Annotated in this window: 15 protein-coding genes; 3 read left to right on the top strand and 12 right to left on the bottom strand. The window is 72.8% G+C overall.

The features are described 5' to 3' along the window. The first annotated feature begins 264 nt into the window (after nucleotides 1-264). Together ACFZCY_RS31860 and ACFZCY_RS31855 are read left to right on the top strand one after the other, a co-directional pair. Nucleotides 265-4,272, top strand: a complete 4,008-nt coding sequence (locus ACFZCY_RS31860) for an amino acid adenylation domain-containing protein (RefSeq protein ID WP_391181002.1) — start codon at nucleotides 265-267, stop codon at nucleotides 4,270-4,272. Nucleotides 4,273-4,406: 134 nt separating this feature from the next. Continuing rightward, nucleotides 4,407-5,177, top strand: a complete 771-nt coding sequence (locus ACFZCY_RS31855) for a TSUP family transporter (protein WP_391180999.1) — start codon at nucleotides 4,407-4,409, stop codon at nucleotides 5,175-5,177. Nucleotide 5,178: 1 nt separating this feature from the next. Here ACFZCY_RS31855 and ACFZCY_RS31850 read toward each other — a convergent pair whose 3' ends face one another. Next, on the bottom strand, nucleotides 5,179-5,940 hold the full coding sequence (locus ACFZCY_RS31850) for an SDR family oxidoreductase (RefSeq protein ID WP_391180997.1): 762 nt from the start codon (nucleotides 5,938-5,940) through the stop codon (nucleotides 5,179-5,181). A 181-nt stretch (nucleotides 5,941-6,121) separates the two neighbouring features. Between ACFZCY_RS31850 and ACFZCY_RS31845 the strand changes: the two genes are divergently transcribed. Continuing rightward, nucleotides 6,122-6,775 carry a DUF4232 domain-containing protein gene (locus ACFZCY_RS31845; RefSeq protein ID WP_391181309.1) on the top strand — a complete coding sequence of 218 codons (654 nt, stop codon included), beginning with the start codon at nucleotides 6,122-6,124 and terminating at the stop codon, nucleotides 6,773-6,775. A gap of 15 nt (nucleotides 6,776-6,790) precedes the next feature. Here ACFZCY_RS31845 and ACFZCY_RS31840 read toward each other — a convergent pair whose 3' ends face one another. The 11 genes from ACFZCY_RS31840 to ACFZCY_RS31790 all read right to left on the bottom strand — a co-directional run bounded on the left by ACFZCY_RS31840 (nucleotide 6,791) and on the right by ACFZCY_RS31790 (nucleotide 20,141). Then, nucleotides 6,791-7,180 carry a DUF3592 domain-containing protein gene (locus ACFZCY_RS31840; RefSeq protein ID WP_391180994.1) on the bottom strand — a complete coding sequence of 130 codons (390 nt, stop codon included), beginning with the start codon at nucleotides 7,178-7,180 and terminating at the stop codon, nucleotides 6,791-6,793. Between the two features lie 106 nt (nucleotides 7,181-7,286). Then, complete coding sequence (locus ACFZCY_RS31835) at nucleotides 7,287-9,608, bottom strand: molybdopterin cofactor-binding domain-containing protein (RefSeq protein WP_391180991.1); 2,322 nt, start codon at nucleotides 9,606-9,608, stop codon at nucleotides 7,287-7,289. Next, nucleotides 9,605-11,821: a 2Fe-2S iron-sulfur cluster-binding protein gene (locus ACFZCY_RS31830; RefSeq protein WP_391180989.1), complete on the bottom strand. Its 2,217-nt coding sequence runs from the start codon at nucleotides 11,819-11,821 to the stop codon at nucleotides 9,605-9,607. Before ACFZCY_RS31830 ends, ACFZCY_RS31835 begins: the two co-directional genes overlap by 4 nt. Continuing rightward, the gene (locus ACFZCY_RS31825) at nucleotides 11,818-12,717 is read right to left on the bottom strand and encodes an FAD binding domain-containing protein (RefSeq protein WP_391180986.1); all 900 of its coding nucleotides are present in this window, start codon (nucleotides 12,715-12,717) and stop codon (nucleotides 11,818-11,820) included. Before ACFZCY_RS31825 ends, ACFZCY_RS31830 begins: the two co-directional genes overlap by 4 nt. 275 nt (nucleotides 12,718-12,992) lie before the next feature. After that, nucleotides 12,993-14,654: a family 20 glycosylhydrolase gene (locus tag ACFZCY_RS31820; protein ID WP_391180983.1), complete on the bottom strand. Its 1,662-nt coding sequence runs from the start codon at nucleotides 14,652-14,654 to the stop codon at nucleotides 12,993-12,995. Nucleotides 14,655-14,658: 4 nt separating this feature from the next. Continuing rightward, the gene (locus ACFZCY_RS31815) at nucleotides 14,659-15,543 is read right to left on the bottom strand and encodes an ABC transporter permease subunit (RefSeq protein WP_391180980.1); all 885 of its coding nucleotides are present in this window, start codon (nucleotides 15,541-15,543) and stop codon (nucleotides 14,659-14,661) included. Beyond that, nucleotides 15,540-16,526: an ABC transporter permease subunit gene (locus ACFZCY_RS31810; protein WP_391180977.1), complete on the bottom strand. Its 987-nt coding sequence runs from the start codon at nucleotides 16,524-16,526 to the stop codon at nucleotides 15,540-15,542. The genes ACFZCY_RS31815 and ACFZCY_RS31810 overlap by 4 nt, the downstream gene beginning before the upstream one ends. Next, a complete protein-coding gene (locus ACFZCY_RS31805; RefSeq protein ID WP_391180975.1) occupies nucleotides 16,523-17,851 on the bottom strand; it encodes an extracellular solute-binding protein in 1,329 nt (442 codons plus the stop codon). The genes ACFZCY_RS31810 and ACFZCY_RS31805 overlap by 4 nt, the downstream gene beginning before the upstream one ends. A gap of 181 nt (nucleotides 17,852-18,032) precedes the next feature. After that, nucleotides 18,033-18,503 (bottom strand): hypothetical protein, encoded by a 471-nt coding sequence (locus ACFZCY_RS31800; protein WP_391180972.1) that lies wholly within the window; start codon nucleotides 18,501-18,503, stop codon nucleotides 18,033-18,035. 135 nt (nucleotides 18,504-18,638) lie between these two features. Further along, nucleotides 18,639-18,935, bottom strand: coding sequence for a DUF3039 domain-containing protein (locus tag ACFZCY_RS31795; protein ID WP_079038663.1), 297 nt, complete (start codon nucleotides 18,933-18,935; stop codon nucleotides 18,639-18,641). 15 nt (nucleotides 18,936-18,950) lie between these two features. Further along, nucleotides 18,951-20,141 carry an MFS transporter gene (locus ACFZCY_RS31790; protein WP_391180967.1) on the bottom strand — a complete coding sequence of 397 codons (1,191 nt, stop codon included), beginning with the start codon at nucleotides 20,139-20,141 and terminating at the stop codon, nucleotides 18,951-18,953. Nucleotides 20,142-20,176 lie beyond the last annotated feature (35 nt).

Here is a 20,176-nt window from a genome sequence, read left to right as displayed (position 1 = left end):
TTTCTCTTGGTGAACTGCCGGACACCCTCTGGACACAGAGGCCTTACGAGGCGCATGCTCAGACTCGCGAACGGCGTTCACGCGACTGGCCGCCTGACCTTTTTCACATTCTCCCCACTGAATGGTCTCCGATTCCCCGCAGTGAGCGCGTTTTCGGCGCATAGGGTCACCGTGGTGCCTGCAGTCCGATGGCGGAGAACCCGCCGTGACTGAACAGGCACCCTTTGTTTCGACCTGCGATCCTGTGTTCCGTCTGGGGGAAATGTGCAGCCCGCCGTACCGGCCACCCGTCTGCCACTGTCGACCGGCCAGAGCGAGATCTGGTTCATTCAGCAGCTGGAGCCGCCGGAGAGCACGACGTTCAAGGTCGGCGAATACCTTGAGATCCAAGGCCCCATAGACACGGCGATATTCGAGCGGGCACTGCGTCAGGCGGTTCTGGAAGCCGAGCCGTACAACGTCCGCGTCGGCGAGGACGACGGGGTGCCCTGGCAGGTGCTCGACCCGGTGACCGACTGGGACCTCCCCGTCCTCGACCTCGGCGGTGAGCCCGACCCGCACGCCGCCGCGGTCCGCTGGATGAAGCACGACCTGGCCACCAAGCTGGAGCTGGACGACCACCCGCTCTTCTCGTTCGCCCTGCTCAAGCTGAACGACGACTGCTTCCTGTGGTACCAGGGCAGCCACCACATCGTGTCCGACGCGGGCAGCGCCGCCCTGCTGGGCAGGCGCACCGCCGAGATCTACACCGCGCTCACCGAAGGCACCGACCCGGCCGCGGGAGAAACCGTCTTCGGCTCCCTGCGGACCCTGCTCGACCGGGACGAGGAATACCGGTCGTCGGATGATTTCGCCAAGGACCGCGCGTACTGGACGGAACACTTCGCGGATTCCCCGGAACCGGCCCGGCTTTCCGGTCGCCCCGGCGACGACCTCTCCAGCGTGCTGCGCGAGACCGCGTACCTGACCGAGGCGGAAGCGGTCGAGCTGCGCGCCGCAGCGCGGAAATACGCGACCCACTGGTCGGCGATGATTATCGCGGCGACCGCCACCTATCTGCATCGATTGACCGGTAAATCCGACATCATTCTGACGCTGCCGGTCACCGCCCGGACCGATGCCACCCTGCGCGGCATTCCCGGGATGTTCGCCAATGTGGTGCCGCTGCGCATCCAGGTGCGCTCGGATATGCGGATACGGGATCTGGTGCGAAAGGTCTCCCGGGAAGTCCGGCAGGCACTGCGCCATCAGCGCTACCGCCATATCGACCTGGCCCGGGATCTCCACCTCCCGGACGGCGGAAACGGCTTCCTCGGCCCGCACGTCAATATCATGACGTACGACTACGATTTCGACTTCGCGGGACATCGCGTCGTCGGGCACAACCTGTCCAACGGAACGGTCGAAGACCTCTCGATCATGGGATACGACCGCTCCGACGGCACCGGCATCCGCATCGACCTCAACGCGAACTCCAACCTCTACACCGCCGACGGACTCATCGCCCACCGCGAGCGGTATCTGCAACTCCTGCGCACCCTCGCCGACACCTCCGACAAGGAGCGCACCGTCGGCGGCATCGAGCTGCTGTCCGCCGAGGAGCGGCGGCGCGCGGCCGAGGAGTGGAACGACACCGCGCACGCCACCTCGGGCACCACCCTGCCCGCGCTGTTCGCGTCCCAGGCCGCCCGCACCCCGGACGCCGAGGCCGTCGTCTTCGGCGACACCCGGCTGAGCTACGCCGAGCTGGACCGCGCCGCCGACCGGCTGGCCCAGCGCCTCATCGAGCGCGGCGCGGGGCCGGAGCGCACCGTCGCCATCGCCCTGCCCCGCTCCCCCGAGCTGGTCATCGCCCTGCTGGCGGTCCTCAAGTCGGGCGCCGCGTATCTGCCGCTGGAGCTGGACTACCCGGCCGACCGGCTGGCGTTCATGCTCGACGACGCCGCGCCCGCGCTCCTCGTCACCCGGACCGAGCACGCCGAGCGGCTGCCCGCGGCGGACGGGGTCGAGCGGCTGCTGCTGGACTCCTCGTACGACGTCGGCCCGTACGCGGAGACCGGCGCGCCGCGCGTCGCCCTCGACCCCGAGCACCCCGCGTACGTCATCTACACCTCCGGCTCCACCGGCCGCCCCAAGGGCGTGCTGGTCCCCCACCGCGCCATCGTCAACTGCCTGGAGTGGATGCGGGGCAGCCACCCCCTCACCCCCGAGGACCGGCTGCTGCAGAAGACCCCGGCCGGATTCGACGCCTCGGTCGCGGAGTTCTTCTGGCCGCTGGTCAGCGGCGCCACCCTGGTGCTCGCCCAGCCCGGCGGCCACAAGGACCCCGCGTACCTCGTGCGCACCGTCCGCGAAGAGCGCATCACCACGCTCCAGTTCGTGCCCTCCATGCTCCGCGCGTTCCTCGCCGAGCCGGATGTCGCCGCCCAGTGCGCCGGCAGCCTCCGCCAGGTGTTCTGCGGCGGCGAGGCGCTGCCGCGCGAGACGGCCGACCGCCTCCACAGCCTGCTGCCCGGCGTGCCCCTGCACAACGTGTACGGGCCCACCGAGGCCACCGTCGACATCAGCGCCCACACCTGCGAGCCCGGCGCGACCGGCCCGGTCCCGATCGGCGCCCCGGTGTGGAACAGCCGGCTGTACGTCCTGGACTCCGCCCTGCGGCACGTCCCCGCCGGGGCCGTCGGCGAGATCTACCTCGCCGGGCCGCAGCTCGCCCGCGGCTACCACGACCGGCCGTCGCTGACCGCCGAGCGCTTCGTCCCCGACCCGTACGGCCACCTCTTCGGCGCGCCCGGGGCCCGCATGTACCGCACCGGCGACCTGGCCCGGCGGCTGCCGGACGGCAACGTCGCCTACCTGGGCCGCTCCGACGACCAGGTCAAGCTGCGCGGCTTCCGCATCGAGACCGGTGAGGTCGAGGCCGCGCTGCGCGCCCTGCCGGACGTCGCCGAGGCCGCGGCCGTCGTCCGCGAGGACCAGCCCGGCGACCAGCGGCTGGTGGCCTATCTGACGGCCGAGGGCGAGGCCGCGCCGTGCGTCGCCACCGCCCGCGAGATGCTGCACCGCGATCTGCCCGAGCACATGGTGCCCACCGCGTTCATGGTGCTCGACACGCTGCCGCTCAGCCCCAACGGCAAGCTGGACCGGGCCGCGCTGCCCGTGCCGTCCCACGAGGCCGCCCGCGGCGGCCGCGCGCCCCGCACTCCCCGCGAGGAGACGCTGTGCGCGCTGTTCGGCGAGGTGCTGGGCGTCCCCGACGTCACCATCGACGACGACTTCTTCCTGCTCGGCGGCCACTCCCTGCTCGCCTCCAAGCTGGCCAGCCAGGCCCGTACCGCCCTGGACACCGAGCTGTCGATGCGTGACCTCTTCGAGGCCCCCACCGTCGCCCGCCTGGTGGCCCGCCTCGACGCCGCCACCCCCGCCGACACGCCCCAGTCGCACCCGCTCGACATCCTGCTGCCGCTGCGCGGCGAGGGCGGGCGCCCGCCGCTGTTCTGCGTCCACCCCGGCGGCGGCCTCGGCTGGTCCTACACCGGCCTGATGCGCCACCTCGCCCCCGACCAGCCCGTCTACGCCCTCCAGGCGCGCGGTCTGACGGAGCCCGACGTGCTGCCCGCCAGCATCCCCGAGATGGCCGCCGACTACCTGGACCAGATCCGCACCGTCCAGCCCACCGGCCCGTACCACCTGCTCGGCTGGTCCTTCGGCGGGCTCATCGCGCACGCCATGGCCACCCGGCTGCAGAGCGAGGGCGAGGAAGTCGCCAGCCTCACCGTCATCGACGCCTACCCCGACAACGACCTGGCCCTGCCCGACCTCCCCGAGCTGAGCAAGCGCCAGTGGCTCGGCGTCCTCCTCGACGACATCGGCGGCGGCGACATCTTCGCCCCCGGCTGGCTCGCCGCCCACCCCGACGGCGTCGACGACGGCGACCAGCTGGCCGCCGACCTCTGCCGCGAAACCGGCCTGCCGGAACGGCTCCTGGAGGGCGAGCACAGCTTCCCGCTGCTCGACATCTTCCTCAACGACCAGGAGCTGATGCGCAAGTTCGCCCCCGACCGCTTCGAGGGCGACATGCTCCTCTTCACCGCCGACGAGGAGATACCCGGCTACCAGCGCGACGCCACCCACGTCCCGCAGGCCTGGCAGCCGTACGTCTCCGGCGCCCTCAAGGTCCACGGCATCCCGGCCCACCACTACCACCTGCTGCGCGAGGAAGCCCTGACCCTGATAGGCCCGACGGTGGCCCAGGCCCTGGACACCCCCTGAACCCCGGCGGCGGGGCGCCCCGGCCGGTGCCCCGCCGCAGGCCCGCCGCCCGACGTTCGGCGGACACCGAACCGATCACCGTCTAGCGTCGGGTCCATGCGATTTCCATCAGCCGGAGAACGAGGAGTGACCGCGTGACGCCGTGGGAGATGGTGGCCGTCTTCGCGGCGGGTGTGGGTGCGGGTGGGATCAACTCCGTCGTCGGGTCCGGGACGCTGATCACGTTCCCCGTGCTCCTCGCCACCGGGCTGCCGCCCGTCACCGCCACGGTGTCCAACGCGCTCGGCCTCATCCCCGGCTCCATCAGCGGGGCCATCGGCTACCGCAAGGAGCTGCGGGGGCAGGGCAAGCGGGTGCTGAAGCTGAGCGCGGGGGCTCTGGTCGGGGGGCTCGGGGGTGCCACGCTGCTGCTGACGCTGCCCAGCACGGCGTTCGAGCGGATCGTGCCGACGCTGGTGGGGCTGGCGCTCGTCCTGGTCGTGCTGCAGCCGCTGATCTCCAAGAAGACGCGCAGCCGCCGCGAGGCGAGGGCGGAGGGCTCCGCCCGGCGGGACGTCGGTCCGCTGCTGCTGCTCGGGCTGACGCTCGCCAGCGTCTACGGCGGCTACTTCGCCGCCGCCCAGGGGATCATCTACATGTCCCTGATGGGCATGCTCCTCGACGAGCCGATGCAGCGCCTCAACGGCATCAAGAACGTCCTCGCCGCCGTCGTGAACTCCGTCGCCGCGCTGTTCTTCCTCTTCGCCGCCCATTTCGACTGGACGGCCGTCGTCCTCATCGCGGTCGGCTCCGCCCTCGGCGGCATGACGGGCGCCGCGGTGGGCCGCCGCTTCAGCCCGACCGCGCTGCGGGCGCTGATCGTGACGGTGGGGACGGCCGCGATCGTGCAGCTGGTGCTGCGGTGACTCATCGCAGGGTGATGGTGTTGCCCGTGACGAGACCGGCCTGGTCGGACGTGAGGAAGACGATCGTCTCCGCGACCTCGGCCGGTTCCGCGACGTGGAAGTGGGTGCCGCTCGACGCGACGAACTCCCGCACCTCGTCCGTCACCCAGCCGGTGTCGGTCACCGGCGGATGCACCACGTTGGCCGTGATACCCAGGTCGGCCAGCTCCATGGCGGCGGACAGGGTGTAGTTGACCTGGGCGGCCTTCGCGGCGCCGTAGGAGACCTCACCGGGGAAGCCGAGGTCCCCGCCGGACGTCAGCCCGACGATCCGCCCCCACCCGGCGCCCCGCGCCCGGTGGCGCCGGGCCAGCTCGCCGATGAGCAGCGCCGGGGCCATCGCGTCCACGGCGAACTGCCGCGACCAGGTCTCCGCGGTGACGGGCTGGAGCGGCCGTCCGAACCGGTCGGCCGGATCCGGGGTGAAGGTGTCCTGTACCCATCCCGAGGCGTTGTTGATCAGGATGTCGACCGGGCCCAGGCGTTTCTCGGCCCGGTCGAAGAGGGTTCCGGGGGCGGCGGGGTCGGTGAGATCCGCCTCGAAGGCATCCGCCCGTCCGCCCGCTCGGCGGATCTCCTCCGCCACCTCCTCGCCGCCCGGCCCGAGGTGGGCGCAGAGCACCGCGGCGCCGCGAGCGGCCAGCGCTCTGGCGGTCGCCGCCCCGATCCCGTGGTTCGCTCCGGTCACGATGGCGACATGGTCCGTCCGCAACGTCTCGCTCATGCGGACAGGACTAGCAAACGCGCGCGGCCCGGCGAAACCGGTTGATCAAGCGCGCCAGCGCGGTGTTAGTGGTGGGTTAGCCGATCAACAGCGGCGGCGGACAAGGTGGTTCCAGACGCGGAACGCACCACAGAGAGCGCACCGCGTCCCCGGACGCAACTCGACCATCCCTGGGGATTCCATGTCGCGCACGACCGCTCTTCGCCGCACCCGCACCGTCGCCGTCGCCTCGCTGGTCGCCGCCGCCGGGCTCTCGCTCACCGCCTGCCAGGGCGACGGGACCGGCGCCAGGGCAAGCTCGCCGTCGGCCGCCGCGAACGGCGCGTCCGGCCGCTCCGACGGCACGGGCGGCTCCGGTGGGGACATCGGCAGCAAGGCGGGCGGCTCCGGCGGTTCCACGTCGGCGAGCAGCTGCGCCACCGGCCGGTTGAAGGCCGCCTGGTCGAACTTCGAAGGCGGCCCGGACATGGAGTACGACGGGCAGCAGACCGCCCGGGTGGTGCTGAAGAACACCGGCTCGGCCGACTGCGCCATGGCCGGTTTCCCCGGCGTCCAGCTCCGGGCGGCCACCGGCGAGACGTGGGACCTGCGGCGCACCGACGACAAGCCGCGGACCGTCCGCCTCGACGCCGGCGGCCGGGCCACCTTCGACATCACGTTCCTGGCGTCGACCCGCGACGACGACAAGAAGTTCAAGCCGGCCCAGGTGATCGTCACCCCGCCGAACGAGCGGCGGAGCCTCTCGCTGGACTGGCCGTACGGCGGCGAGCTGCTGGACCAGGCGGCCGCCACCCGCCCGGGGACCTTCGTCGGCCCGGTCAACCCACCGGAGTAGGCCCGGTCGGGGCGGCTACTGGACGTGCGGCACGAGCGCCGTCATCCACATCACGCCCAGCAGCAGGAAGGCCAGGTACGACCGGGTCGCCCGCCAGGTGTACGCCAGCATCCGCGCCGCCTCCGGGCGGTCGGCGGGGTAGGCGACGGGTACGCGCGTGCCGAGGGGCGGGGCGGACCTGGTGGTCATCAGGCGGGTCTCGAACTCACGGGCGCGCCCGTCGTGATCGGTGAAGGCAAGGGTCAGCTCGGTGTGGTGGTCCTCCCTGCCGTCGACCACCCGGCGGCCGGTCACCCGCGCCTCCGCCTGCCGCCCGGTCCGCTTCAGCCACTGCGCCCGGGCGGGGGCCCAGAGCGCGGTGGCCAGGAGGAGGACCGTGCTGATCGACATGAGCAGGAGGAGCACGAGCCGACACCTTCCGAAACCGCGACCGAGGGGATCATGAAGAAGGACGCGTTCCCTCGGTGCTTCAGTTGCTCCGGCGGCAGCGGACGTACTCGTACAGCCTCCGCTACGTACGGTTGACCACGGCCGCCTGGGGGCGGATCGGAAGGCGGTTGACCGGGCGGCCGGTGGCGGCGCGGACGGCCGCCGCGACCGCCGCCGGGGAGGTCACGACCGGGACCGCGCTGGCCGGCTTCGCACCGAAGGGAGCCACCACGTCGCGCTCCTCGACCAGCTTGACGATGTGGATGTCGGGGACGTCCACGGCGGTCGGCAGGGCGTAGCCGGTGAGGTCGGGGTGGCGGATGACGCCGCGTGAGGTGCGCAGGTTCTCGGTGAGGGCGGCGCCGATGCCCTGGGCGATGCCGGACTCGATACGGGTCCGCAGCTGGCGCGGGTTGAGCACCCGGCCCACGTCCTGGGCGACGGTCATCTCCACGACCCGGACCGCGCCGATCTCGATGTCGACGTCCACCACGGCCCGTACCGCGCAGAAGGCGAGGCCCACGAAGGCGTCGCCCTGGCCGGTCTCGTCGAGCGGTTCGGTGGGGTGGGGGCGGCATTGGGCGGTGGCCCACAGCTCCTTGCCCTCGAGGGCTTCCTCGACGGTGGTGCTGAGGACGCCGTCGTACGAGGTGATCTTGCCGTCGGCGATGGTCAGCAGCTCGGTGGACATGCCGAACTTGTGCGCCAGCGGCTGGAGCAGCTGGGTGCGGACCATCTTGGCGGCGCGCTCGACCGCACCGCCCGAGACCCAGGTGTGGCGGCCGCGCGAGGCGGGCCCGGCCGGGGGCTGGTCGGTGTCGACGGGGGCGACGTGGACCTCCTCGATGCCGAGGACGTCCTGCACGATCTGGCGGGCCAGGGTGGTGAAGCCCTGGCCGGTCTCGACGGCCGCGCAGATGACGGTGGCGACCGGGCCGGTGACCTTGACGGTGGCGGTGGACACCTCGTCGGCGCCCTCCGCGCCCAGCATGTGCACCATGCCCAGCGCGTAGCCGACGCCGCGCCGCACGGCGGCCGGGTCGCCGGCGCCCTCGGGGCCGCCGGGCAGCAGCCAGTCCTCCTCGGGGTCGTCGGCGGGGAGGGCGGGCAGCGGCGCGTCGTTGACGGCCTGCAGCAGCTCAGCGACCGGCGCCGGGCAGGTGACGGTCTGTCCGGTGGGCAGCAGATCGCCGGTGGCCATGGCGTTGCGCATGCGGATCTCGACCGGGTCGAGGCCGAGCTTGGCCGCGAGCTTGTCCATCTGCCCCTCGTACGCCGCGCACACCTGCATCGCGCCCTCGCCGCGGACATGGCCCGACGGCGGGTTGTTGGTGCGGACCGCCCAGCCCTCGATGAAGGCGTGCGGGACGACGTACGGGCCGCAGGCGAACGACACGGCGGCGGCCAGGGTGTCGTGCGAGGAGTCCGCGTAGGCGCCCGCGTCCAGCAGGATCTGCGCCTCGATCTTCACCAGCTTGCCCTGCGCGTCCGCGTGGTGGCGGTAGCGCAGCAGGGTGGGGTGGCGGTGGGCGTGTCCGAGGAAGGACTCCTCGCGGGTGGCGGCGAGCTTGACCGGGTGGCCGGTGCGCAGCGCGAGGAGCCCGAGCGGCAGTTGCATCCCGGGGTCCTCGCGCTCGCCCATGGCGCCGGGGACGCCGGTGACGACGACCTTGACGCGCTCGGGCTCCAGACCGAAGCAGGCGGCGGCCAGGTCGCGGTCGGCGTGCGGGTCGGTGGAGGCCGTGTAGATCTCCACGCCGCCGTCCGGGCGCGGTACGGCGAGGCCCGCCTCGGCGCCGATGGGCGCCGGGTCCTGGCGGCCGATCCGGTACAGGCCCTCGACGATGACCTCGCCGATGACCTCCGGGTCGCCGAAGGACAGCGGGATGTGGCGGACCAGGTTGCCGTCGGGGTGCAGCGGTTCGGCGGCGAACGCCTGCTCGGGGTCGGTGACCGGCTCCAGCACCTCGTACTCGACGGCGATGGCGGCCGCGGCCAGCCGGGCGGTGTCGGGGTGGTCGGCGGCGACCGCGGCGATGGGCTCGCCATGGTGGCGCACCAGGTCCTTGGCGAACACCGGCCGGTCGGCGACCCGGCGGCCGTGCGAGGCGTCACCGGGGACGTCGGCGTGGGTCACCACGGCGTGCACCCCGGGCATCCCGGCGGCCGGGGAGGTGTCGATGGAGAGGATGCGGGCGTGCGGATGCGGTGAGCGCAGCACGGCGGCCCACAGCAGCCCCTCGGCCCACAGGTCGGCGGCGTACGGGAAGGTGCCGGACGCCTTGGCCGTCACGTCGGCGGGCTGGAGCGACACACCGAGCCCCATGTGGGGCGGTGGCGGGACGGGCGTTCCGGCGGAGGGGGTTGCGGTGACGGCTCCCGCGCCGTCCGCGATTCCGGTCATGCCGATGCCCTTCCCATACCGCTGCCGTTGCCGCCGTCGCCCCGGTTCCCGGTGCCGGGCGGGCCCGCCTGGCGCGGGATGCGGGCCGGGTCGTGTGCCGCCGCCTCGTCCTCCGCGGCCTCCGCGGCCCGCGCCGCCTCCTCGGCCGCCTCACGGGACGCCACGACCTCGCGCACGGCGTCGACCACTCCGCGGTAGCCGGAGCAGCGGCACAGGTTGCCGCAGAGCGCCTGGCGGGTCTCCTGGTCGGTGGGGGCGTGGTTGCCCTCCAGGAGGTCGTGCACGGTCATGGCGAGGCCGGGTACGCAGAAGCCGCACTGGACGGCGCCGCACTCGGCCAGCGCGCGCTGGACGTCGGAGGGCTGGCCGTCCTGGCCCAGGCCCTCGACCGTACGGACCTCCGAGCCCGCGGCGGTCGCGGCGGGCACCAGGCAGGAGGCGACGAGCCGCCCGTCGACCTGGACCGAGCAGGCGCCGCACTCGCCCTGCGAGCAGCCGTCCTTGGCGCCCGCGAGGCCGAGCCGCTCGCGCAGCACGTACAGCAGCGACTCGCCGATCCAGGAGTCGGTGACGGGCCGGTCGGCGCCGTTGACGTGCAGCACGTACGACGCCTGGGGGTGCTCGCTGTGGACCGGGTCCACCGGGTCCACCGGGTCCGCGGCCGCGCCGCCCGCCTCGTCCTCGGCGGGGGCGGGAAGGGGCTCGGCGGGGGCGTCGACGGCCTCGGGGGCGTCCGCCGGGGCCTCGGCCGGGGCGGACTGCTCCGCGGCGTCCGTGAACGCCTCCTCGGCCGTGGGCGCTTCGGCCTCGGGCATGGACTCGGTCATGGGCTCTGCCATGGGGCCGGCCGGAGCCTCGGCCATGGACTCGGCCTCGGGCCCGTCGAGGGCCTGGCTGCCGTGCGGCGGGGTGTGTGCGCCGGTGCCGTCGGTGAACTCGCCGTGCCAGGCGGCCTCTTCGGGCAGGACGCCGTTCACCGCGGGGCCCGCGTGCCGGTCGTCGTCCCGCTCCGGCTCCCGTTCCCGTACGAACGCGCCGGAGTCCCCGGCCGCCGCACCGTGCCAGCCGTGGCCGTCCGTGACGTGCGGCGGAGTGCCGTGCGGCGGAGTGCCCTGGGCCGGGATGCCGTTCGCCGGAGTGCCGTGGGCGGGGGTGCCGTGGGCGGGGGTGCCGTGGGCGGGCGTGCCCTGGGGCGGGGTGCCGTGCGGCGGGGTCGCCGGGCCGGAGTGCTCGCGCGCCGTGTCGTCCTCGGGCATGCGCAGCGGGCGGCGCGCCGGAGCGCCCTGCCGGGCGGCCGGGCCGGGGTGGCCCTCGACCGCGTACTCCCCGGAGTCCTCCACGCCCTCGTCGGCCGGCGGGACCGACCACTGGCCGCTGTGTCCCGTCTGGTCGGTATGTCCCTGGTCGACGTGCGGCTGCTGGTACGGGGCGGCCTGCTGCTGCCGCGCGTTACGGCCGAACGGCAGCCGCAGCTGGGCGGTCTCCTGCGGATCGCCGAGGTCGCCGGGATCACCGGGGAGGACCGGACCGGCCGGACCGCCGTGACCGGCCGGGGCGCCGTACGGCGGGGCCGCCGGGCCGGGGTGGTCGTCGACCCGGTACTCGCCCGTCTCGTCCACGCCGTCGTCGCCCGCGACCGGGATCGTCCACTGGCCGGCCTGCACCGGGGTGCCCTCGCCGTGGGACGCGCCCTCGGGCAGCGGCCAGTCGTCGACCGGCTCCTCGGTGCGCAACGGCCAGTGACCGGTGTGCGGCACATGTCCGGAGTGACCCGAGGGGTCCCCGGCGGGCGCCGGCCACTGGGGGGTGCCGTGCGGGTCCTGGTGGCCGCCGTACCCGTAGCCGCCGGAACCGCCGGTGTCCGTGTGGGGCATGGTCCAGTGCCCCGTCCCGGAGTGACCGGAGTGCACGGAGTGACCGGAGTCGTGCCCGGGCGTGTCGTACGGGCTGCCGTGCCCCGCGGGCTGCCACTGGCCGCCCTGCGAGGGCGCACCGCCCTGCGAGGGCACGCCGGGCACCGGCGGCGGGGTGTAGCCGGTACCGGGTGCGGCGAGCGGGTCCCAGCCGGAGTCCGGGTCGCCCGGCTCCGGGAACTGGAAGTCGGGCGGAAGCTGGACGAAAGCCGTCGACTCCGCGTCGTACTCCGGGCCGTGCGGCATCGGCTGCCACCCGCTCCCCGGGTCCGGCCGGTGCGGCTGCTGTTCGTCACTCACGCGAGTGCCCTCCCCAATGCTCGGCGGGCCAGGGCTGCCACCGTACGCCTCAGATGGATCGCCGCGGGCGGCAGGGGGACCGGTTCGGAGCCGTCCTCCGGTGGCGGCTGGTCGGGGATGCACGCGGCGGCCACGTATTCGCCGAATGCCGTGGTGACCTGCGGATCGAGATGGCCGCGGTCGCCGTCCCAGTCGATGAGCGAGGCGACCCAGCGCTCGGCCTCCAGCGGGCGCAGCGGCATCGGCGCGACCGCCCCCACCGCGCAGCGCACCCCGCGGCGCGCCGGGTCGAGGACGACGGCGACGGACGCGGTGGCCCGGCCGGGGCCGGTGCGCCCGGTGGCCTTGAGGAAGGCCTGCGGGGCGTGCAGCAGCGGAACCCGGACGAATCCGACGAGTTCACCGGGGCTCAGCATCTCGACTCCGGCGAGCAGATGACTGACCGGGATCTCGCGGCGCGAGCCCTCGGGCCCGGCGATGACGAGGGTGGCCTCCAGGGCGGCGAGCACCGGCAGCGCGTCGCCGGTGGGCGCGGCGCTGACGATGTTGCCGCCGAGCGTTCCGGCGTTGCGGATCTGCGGGGGGCCCGCGGCGCGCGCGGCCGCGGCCAGGGCCGGGATGAGCGCCGCGAAGTCGGGGCGGCCCATCCGGGCGTGGGTGAGTCCGGCGCCGAGCAGGGCGTGTCCGTCCAGGTAGCGCCAGCCGCGGATTTCGCTGATCCGGCCGAGCCCGACGAGCGCGGCGGGCCGCAGCAGGCCGGAGTTGACCGCGGCCATCAGATCGGTGCCGCCGGCGACGGGCACGGCGGCGGGCATGGCGGCCAGCGCCGCCACGGCCTCATCGAGCGAGCCCGGCAACGTCACCGTGTGCGCCGCCTGCGGTGCGTGCGTGGTCAACCCAGCTGCCCCTTCCCCGGTGTCCCGGCTGTTGCGCCGTACGGTACGTGCTCACAGCCCGGACGTGGCAACTCTGGCACATCTCGCATGCCTGCCGTCGCGAGGGTCCAGGAAGCATGGTTCCGTCCCTGACCTGGGGGATGGTACGGGTTTCGGGTGACGTCTCCGTCGAGTGTGGATTGCCACGTTTCAGGGACCCTTGTACGAACTTGCGTAACAGCCGGACGTCCACCGTCCCAGGGGCGGGGCGCGGGGGCGAGCACCTTGCGCCGGGCTCACACGATCGGGGGCGATCCCTCGATCGGACGTCCGAGCAGGCCGGGGCGGCGCTGCCAGGGGCGCGGACCGGAGGGCGGGCGGTAGCTCACGCCCAGCGCGTCCAGACGGGCGTAGTGTGCTTCCATGCGCCCCTCGAATTCCGCGAAGTCCCGCTCGGACGGCGGCGGAAGGGCGGACCATACGACTTCGGCGAAGGCGGCGAGGCGGGGGAAGGTCTGGTAGTCGACCCGTCGCCGGTCCTCCATCACCTCGGTCCAGACGTTGGCCTGCGCGCCCAGCACGCGTTCGGCCTCGGCCCCGGTGAGCTGCGGGGGAACCGGCTCGAAGCGATAGACGTCCTCCAGGGTGCGGACGTAGCCGATGGGGACCGGCTCGTCCTCGCCCGGGGCCTGCCGGTGGTCGAAGTAGACCTGTTGTTCGGGGCACATGACGACGTCGTGGCCCGCCCGGGCCGCGGTGATGCCGCCCGCGCAGCCGCGCCAGGAGGAGACGGCGGCGCCGTCGGGCAGCGGGGCGTCGGGCGCGCCGCCCTCCAGGATCTCGTCCCAGCCGATCAGCCGCCTGCCGCGGGCGCCGAGCCAGTGGCCGAAGTGGCGGATGAACCAGCTCTGCAGCTCGTCCTCGTCCGCCAATCCCAGCTCGCGGATGCGTTCCTGGGCGGCCGGGGAGGCCTTCCACTGCTCCTTGGGGCATTCGTCGCCGCCGAGGTGGACGAACGGGCCGGGGAACAACTCCAGCACTTCTTCCAGGACGTTCTCGAAGAAGCGGAGCGTGGTGTCGGTGGGGGAGAGTACGTTCGGATTGATGCCCCAGGTGGTCCAGACTCCGAGGGAGGCGGTGTCGATGACGTCCGTGTTGCCCAGTTCCGGGTAGGCGGCGATGGCGGCCTGGCTGTGCCCGGGGATGTCGATCTCCGGGACGACGGTGATGTGGCGTTCGGCCGCGTAGGCGACGATCTCGCGGATGTCGTCCTGGGTGTAGTAGCCGCCGTGGGGGCGCTCGTCCCACAGCGGGGAGGCGCGGTGGCCGAGCTTGGTGCGCGTCCGCCAGGCGCCGGTGGCGGTCAGTTCCGGGTAGCGGCGGATCTCCAGCCGCCAGCCCTGGTCGTCGGTCAGATGGAGATGGAGCACATTGAGTTTGTGGGCGGCCAGCAGGTCGATGTAGGCGAGCACGCCGTCCTTGGGCATGAAGTGGCGGGCCACGTCCAGCATCATTCCGCGCCAGGCGAACCGGGGCGCGTCCTCGACGGTGAGCGCGGGCAGGGACCACGTGCGCCGGTCCGGGTCGATCGGCGCGCGCCGGAAGGCGTCCGGGCCGAGCAGCTGGCGCAGCGTCTGGGCGCCCCAGAACAGGCCGGGCTCGCCGCCGCCCTGGAGGACCACCGCGAGTCCGTCGATGACGAGGCGGTAGGCCTCGGGGCCGAGCCGTGCCCCGAGGGCGGGGGCGATCTCCAGCACGATGTGGTTGCCGTCGCCGGTCTGGGGCGCCAGCGGCAGCCCGGTGGCGGCCCCGACGGTGGCGCGCAGCCAGCGGGCCACGCGCTCGGTGCCGGGCCGGGCGTCGATCCGGCCGGACTCGTCCAGGACGTAGCCCTGGCCGCCGCCGGGGGTGGGGACGGCCCGCAGCGGGGCGGGCAGAAGGCCGGGCTGCCGGTTCATCACGTCAGTCCTTTACCGCTCCGCCGAGGCCGGAGACCAGGCGGCGCTGTACGAGTACGAAGAAGATCAGCACGGGGATCGTCATGACGGTGGACGCCGCCATGATGCCGCCCCAGTCGTTGCCCTCGTCCTTGAAGAAGACCAGGAGCGCCATCGGGAGGGTGGAGTTCTCGGTCGCGCTGATGATGAACGACTTGGCGAACAGGAAGTCGTTCCAGGCGGAGATGAAGGAGAAGACGCTGGTGGCGACGAGCCCGGGGAGGACCAGCGGGAACAGGATCTGCCACAGGAAGCGGGAGCGGCCGGCGCCGTCCAGATAGGCCGCCTCCTCCAGGGATTCGGGTACGGCCTTCACGAAGCCGCGCAGCATCCAGATGGCGAACGGCAGCGAGAAGGCGATGTGCGGCAGGATCAGCGAGCCCAGGGTGTTGAGCCCGACCCCCGGCACGGCGTCGCCCAGATCCCGCATCAGGAAGAACATCGGGATGGTCAAAGCCTCGATGGGGACCATCTGGGCGACCAGGAACATCACCAGCAGCGTGGTGCGGAACCTGAAGCGGAAGCGGGTGACGGCGGTCGCGGCGAGGAAGGCGATCAGCCCCGAGGCGACCACCACCGCCCCGGCGACCAGCAGGCTGTTGAAGAAGTAGCGGCCGAAGTCGTGCTGTTCGAAGACGCGCCGGAAGGAGTCCAGCGAGGGGGCGGAGGTCCACGGCCGGGGGTGGGCGGACCGGATCTCCCCGGCCGGTTTGAACGCCGAGAGCACCATCCAGTAGAGCGGGAAGGCGACGACGACGGCGACGGCCAGGGCGGTGACCTCGGCCGCGAGCCGCCAGGGGCGGCGGATGAGCGGTGCGCGGCGCGGCGCGGCGGCGCTGGAGTGGGTCACAGTTCTTCTCCCTGCCGTCGCAGCAGCCGCAGATAGACCAGGGTGACGGCGAGCAGGATGAGCAGCATCACCACGCCGATCGCCGAGCCCAGCCCGTACTCCGAGGACGCGAACGCCTCCTGGTAGGCGTACACGTTGAGCACCATGTTCTGGCCCGCGGTGCCGCCGCCGTTGGTCATGACGTAGATCTGGGTGAAGACCTTGAAGTCCCAGATGATGGACTGGATCGTCACCACGACGAGGATCGGCCGCAGCATCGGGGCCATGATCCCGCGCCAGATCCGCCAGGCGGAGGCGCCGTCGAGGGCGGCGGCCTCCAGCACCTCCCCCGGGATGGCCTTGATGCCCGCGTACACGGTGACCATCACGAACGGGAACGAACACCACACGATCTCGAACAGCACCAGGGCGAAAGCGCTGTAGCGCTCGTACGTCCAGGAGTAGTCCTGGAAGCCGGAGAGCCCGAACCACGTCAGCACCCGGTCGACGGGGCCGTAGTCGGGGTCGAACAGGAACAGCCAGACCGTGGAGCCGGTGACCGCCGGGGTGGCCCAGGCGCCGAGCGCGGCCAGCATCAGCGCCAGCCGCGGTATCGCCCGGACCCGGGTGAGCAGCACCGCGAGCGCGCAGCCCACCGCGAGGGTGGAGACGACGCACACGGCGGCGAAGACGACGGTGGCGAGGGTGACGCTCCAGAACTCGCCGTCGCGGAACAGCTCCGCGTAGTTGGCGAAGCCCTGGAAGCTGGTCGGCTGCCCGCCGCTCACCTGGGCCTGGGTGTACTCCAGGAACGAGATGAGCCCGAGCTGGTAGATCGGATAGATCAGCAGCCCGCCGAGGACGACGAGGGCCGGGGCGAGGTAGAGCCAGGGCGTCCGGCTCCCCCGCCCGGCCCGCCGCCGGGCGCCGCGCGCGGTGCGCCGGGGCGGCTGTTTCCGGGCCGGTTCCGGCCCGGCGTGCTGGGTGATGGTCCCCGAGGTCACTTGCCGAATGCCTCGTCCATCTTCTTCGCCGCCTCGGCGGACGCGGCGTCGACGCTCTTACGGCCGCTGATGATCTGCTGGAACATGGTGGGCAGCACGAGTTGGGAGTCGATGGCCGACCAGCCGGGCGAGGCGGGCACGAACGTGGAGCTGGTGTCCAGCGTCTTCACGAAGGGCTTGACGAACGGGTCCTTGCGCGCGATGTCCCCGCGCACATCGGTGAAGGTGGGCAGGAAGCCCATGGCGTCGTACAGCTTGGCCTGGGTCTTCTTCCCGGCCAGCTGCTCCAGCAGGTCGATGGAGAGCGAGCGGTGGGTGCTGCTCCTGAGCACGCCCAGGTTGTTCCCGCCCGCGAACGCCGGGGCGATGCTGCCCTCCTTGACGCCGGGCAGCGGTACGACCGCGTACTTGCCCTTCACCGATCCCGCCTCGATCGCCTGGTGGTTGAAGTCGCCGCCGATCGTCATGCCCGACTTGCCCGCGGCGAAGGCGGCGACGCTGTCGTTGCCGCCCCACTGGGCGCACTTGGCGGGCGGGCAGTTGTCGTCGGTGATGAGCGAGGTGTAGCTCTTGATGCCCTTCTTTGCGTCGGCGCTGTCGATGGCCGCCTCGTACTCGTTGGAGCCGAACGAGCCCTTCTCGGTCGCCAGCTCGCCGCCGTTGGCCCAGATGAAGGGCAGCGCGCCGTAGGTGTAGGCGCCACCGACCGATATGCCGTAGAGATCGGGCCGCCGCTCGCGGATCTTCTTCGCGGTCGCGATGAGTTCCTTCTGGCTGGTGGGCGGCTCGAGGCCGAGGTCCTTGAAGACGTCGGTGCGGTAGTACAGCGCCCGTACGCCGACGAACAGCGGCACGCCGTACACCTTGCCGCCCACCGTCACCGAGTTCTTGGCGGTGGAGTCGGTGTTCGCCGACTCGTCCCAGGCGCCGAACTCCTTGCCGATGTCGGCGAGTCCGCCGTCCTCCACGTAGCCCGCCGTGTCGGTGTTCCCGTACTCGATGATGTCGGGGGCGCTCTTGGGGTCGTTGAAGGCCGCCTTGATCTTCTGCGCGCGGGTGTCGATGGGGATGTAGGTGACGTCGACCTTGACCCCGTCGTGCTTCTTCTCGAAGGCGGACACGACGCCGTCGACCACGCGTTGCTTCGGCTTGTTGTCGACCTCCTGGAAGAGCCAGACGCGCAGTTTGCCGCTCTTGTCGTCTTCCTTGGCGCTGTTGTCAGAGGTGGAGGGGGCGCAGGCGGTGGCGGTGAGCCCGGCGAGGATGAGCGCCACGGTGGGGACGGCGAGGCGACGCGAGAGGGAGAGGGGGCTGGAGAGCTTCATGGAAACGCACCCTTGGGGAGGGCGTTGCATAACATGCAACGCGTGTTTCGCACAGCACAATATGCGGCAGGCTAGGGAACGTTTGAGGTCCGGACAAGAGGTCTCGACCAATCTTGTGCCGGGGAAACCCGGGCCGGATGAACCGAGCCCCCGGGAAGCCGTGCGCCGGGAAGGCCGTCGGCTACGAGTGCGTCAGCTTCTCGCCCGGGTAGGCGGGCTCGGGATACGGCACGGCCTCCACCCGGGCGCCCGCCGCCGCCAGCCGCTCCACCACCTGGCCCCAGTCCGGCCAGCTCTTCTCGATCCGCCCCAGAATGCGGGCACTCGGGGCGAGGACGATCTCACAGCCGGGGTCGTCCGCCCACTCCAGCAGCCGTGGCAGACCCGGCTGCGCGGCCGACACCACGCAGCTGCCCGCGGGCCGGTAGCCGCGCTCCTCGGCCAGCCGCCCGCACCGCTCCAGCTGGGCGTCCCAGTCCTTCTCGAACTGGCAGTACAGTCCCGCGCCTTCCGCGTCCGGCTCGTCGACCTCGCGCGCGCCGAACACCAGATACGCCACCCGCGGCGCCCCGTCGTTCTCCGCCGTGTCCGTCGCGTCCGCCGCGCCGTTCCCGGCCGCGTCCCGTAACCCGTTCTCCGTACGCCCGCTCATGGGCCGACCCTACTGGGATCACCCGCCGCGCGACACGGGGCCGGACAGCACGGCACGTCCGACCCGCGGCCCCATCTCGGGCCACGGGTCGGACGTGCCGTCTACGCGAAGCTCCGGCGCGGGCGGGCCGGGAGGCTACTTCTTGCCGTCGCCGCCCTTGCCGTCCTTGCCCTTGTCGCCGCCGGCGCCCATGCCCTCGAAGATCTCCTTGCACATGGGGCACACCGGGTACTTCTTCGGGTCGCGGCCCGGAACCCAGACCTTGCCGCACAGTGCGACGACGGGAGATCCGGAGAGCGCGCTCTCCATGATCTTTTCCTTCTGTACATAGTGGGCGTAGCGCTCGTGGTCGCCGTCACCGTGCGACACCTGAGGTGTCGGCTCAACGAGGGTCCCCGTGCCTGCCCCGCGCTCGGGCTCAAGAGTGCTCATACAGCCCTAGGGTACTCATGCCCGCGACGCCCGGCGGGCGCACGCCCCGGCCGTCCGCCGGTCCCGCACCGCCCACAGATGCCTGGCCAGACCGAGGGCCGCGACCCCGGCCGCCGCCCAGGGCAGCACGGCCCCGGACAGCCCCGCCGACAGCGCGGCACCGCTCAGCGCCGAGCCGACCGCGCTGCCCAGGTACAGCGCCGAGTTGTTGAGGGCCAGTGCGACGGTGCCACGCTCCTCCTTACAAGCCAGCAGCCGGTGCTGCTGCGGAACCTGGAGCGCCCAGCCCGCGGCACCCCAGATCACCAGCGCCACCGCGGCGAGCGGCGGTACGGGGGCCAGCACGGGCAGCACCGCCTCGGCGCCCGTGACCACGGCCATGATCACGCCGACCAGCGCCGCGACCCGGCCCGCACCGGCCGCCCCGGTCACCTTGTCCACGAGCCGCCCGATCAGCAGGCTGCCCGCCACCCCGCCCAGGCCCCAGGCCCACAGATACGGCGCCACCTCACGCACCCCGCCCGCCGACTCCAGCACCGGGGCGAGGTAGGTGTACAGCCCCAGGCTCGCGACCGCCGCGAGGAACGACACCTGGACGACGGGGGCCACCGCCCGGTCGGTGACGGCCGTCAGCCGCGCCCGTACCGACACCGCCGGAGCGGCCGGAACGGCCGGCAGCAGCGCCGCGAGCCCGGTCAGCGACACCGCGCCCAGCCCCGTGACCAGCCACAGCGTGGCCCGCCAGCCGGTGTGCTCGGCCAGCAGGACGCCCAGCGGCACCCCGAGCACCGTGCCGGAACTCATGCCGCCCATCACCACGGCCAGCGCCCGGCCGCGCCGCTCGCCGGGGACCAGCGCGGAGGCGGCGGCGGTGGACATCGCCGAGTACACCCCGGCCCCGGCGCCCGCGACCACCCGGGCGCCCAGCAGCGCCCCCAGCGACGGCGCCAGGGCGGTCAGCGCGTTGCCCGCGGTGAAGACGGCGAGCGCCGCCAGGAGCACCAGCCGCGGCCGGGCGCCGTGCAGCAGCCCCGCGACCAGGGGCGCGGAGATCGCGTAGGCGAGCGTGAAGACGGTCACCATCTGCCCGGCCAGGGACACCGTCGTCCCGATGTCGTCCGCGACGACGGGCAGCAGCCCCGCCATCACATAAGCGTCGAGGCCCAGGGTGAACGACCCCAGGGCCAGCAGCCAGACCTTGCGCACGACTCAACTCCCCTGATCAACCACAGTGACGCCGG

The organism is Streptomyces sp. NPDC007983 (assembly GCF_042958345.1).
Taxonomy (GTDB): Bacteria; Actinomycetota; Actinomycetes; order Streptomycetales; family Streptomycetaceae; genus Streptomyces.
The sequence above is the reverse complement of the archived record's forward strand: the minus strand, read 5'-3'. Positions and strand labels throughout refer to the sequence as shown.

Bases quoted from the DNA above. Each gene is read 5' to 3' on its own strand.
- ACFZCY_RS31850 (WP_391180997.1), bottom strand. From the start codon at position 5,940: ATGAGCGAGACGTTGCGGACGGACCATGTCGCCATCGTGACCGGAGCG.
- ACFZCY_RS31845 (WP_391181309.1), top strand. From the start codon at position 6,122: ATGTCGCGCACGACCGCTCTTCGCCGCACCCGCACCGTCGCCGTCGCC.
- ACFZCY_RS31835 (WP_391180991.1), bottom strand. From the start codon at position 9,608: ATGACCGGAATCGCGGACGGCGCGGGAGCCGTCACCGCAACCCCCTCC.
- ACFZCY_RS31820 (WP_391180983.1), bottom strand. From the start codon at position 14,654: ATGAACCGGCAGCCCGGCCTTCTGCCCGCCCCGCTGCGGGCCGTCCCC.
- ACFZCY_RS31805 (WP_391180975.1), bottom strand. From the start codon at position 17,851: ATGAAGCTCTCCAGCCCCCTCTCCCTCTCGCGTCGCCTCGCCGTCCCC.
- ACFZCY_RS31800 (WP_391180972.1), bottom strand. From the start codon at position 18,503: ATGAGCGGGCGTACGGAGAACGGGTTACGGGACGCGGCCGGGAACGGC.
- ACFZCY_RS31795 (WP_079038663.1), bottom strand. From the start codon at position 18,935: ATGAGCACTCTTGAGCCCGAGCGCGGGGCAGGCACGGGGACCCTCGTT.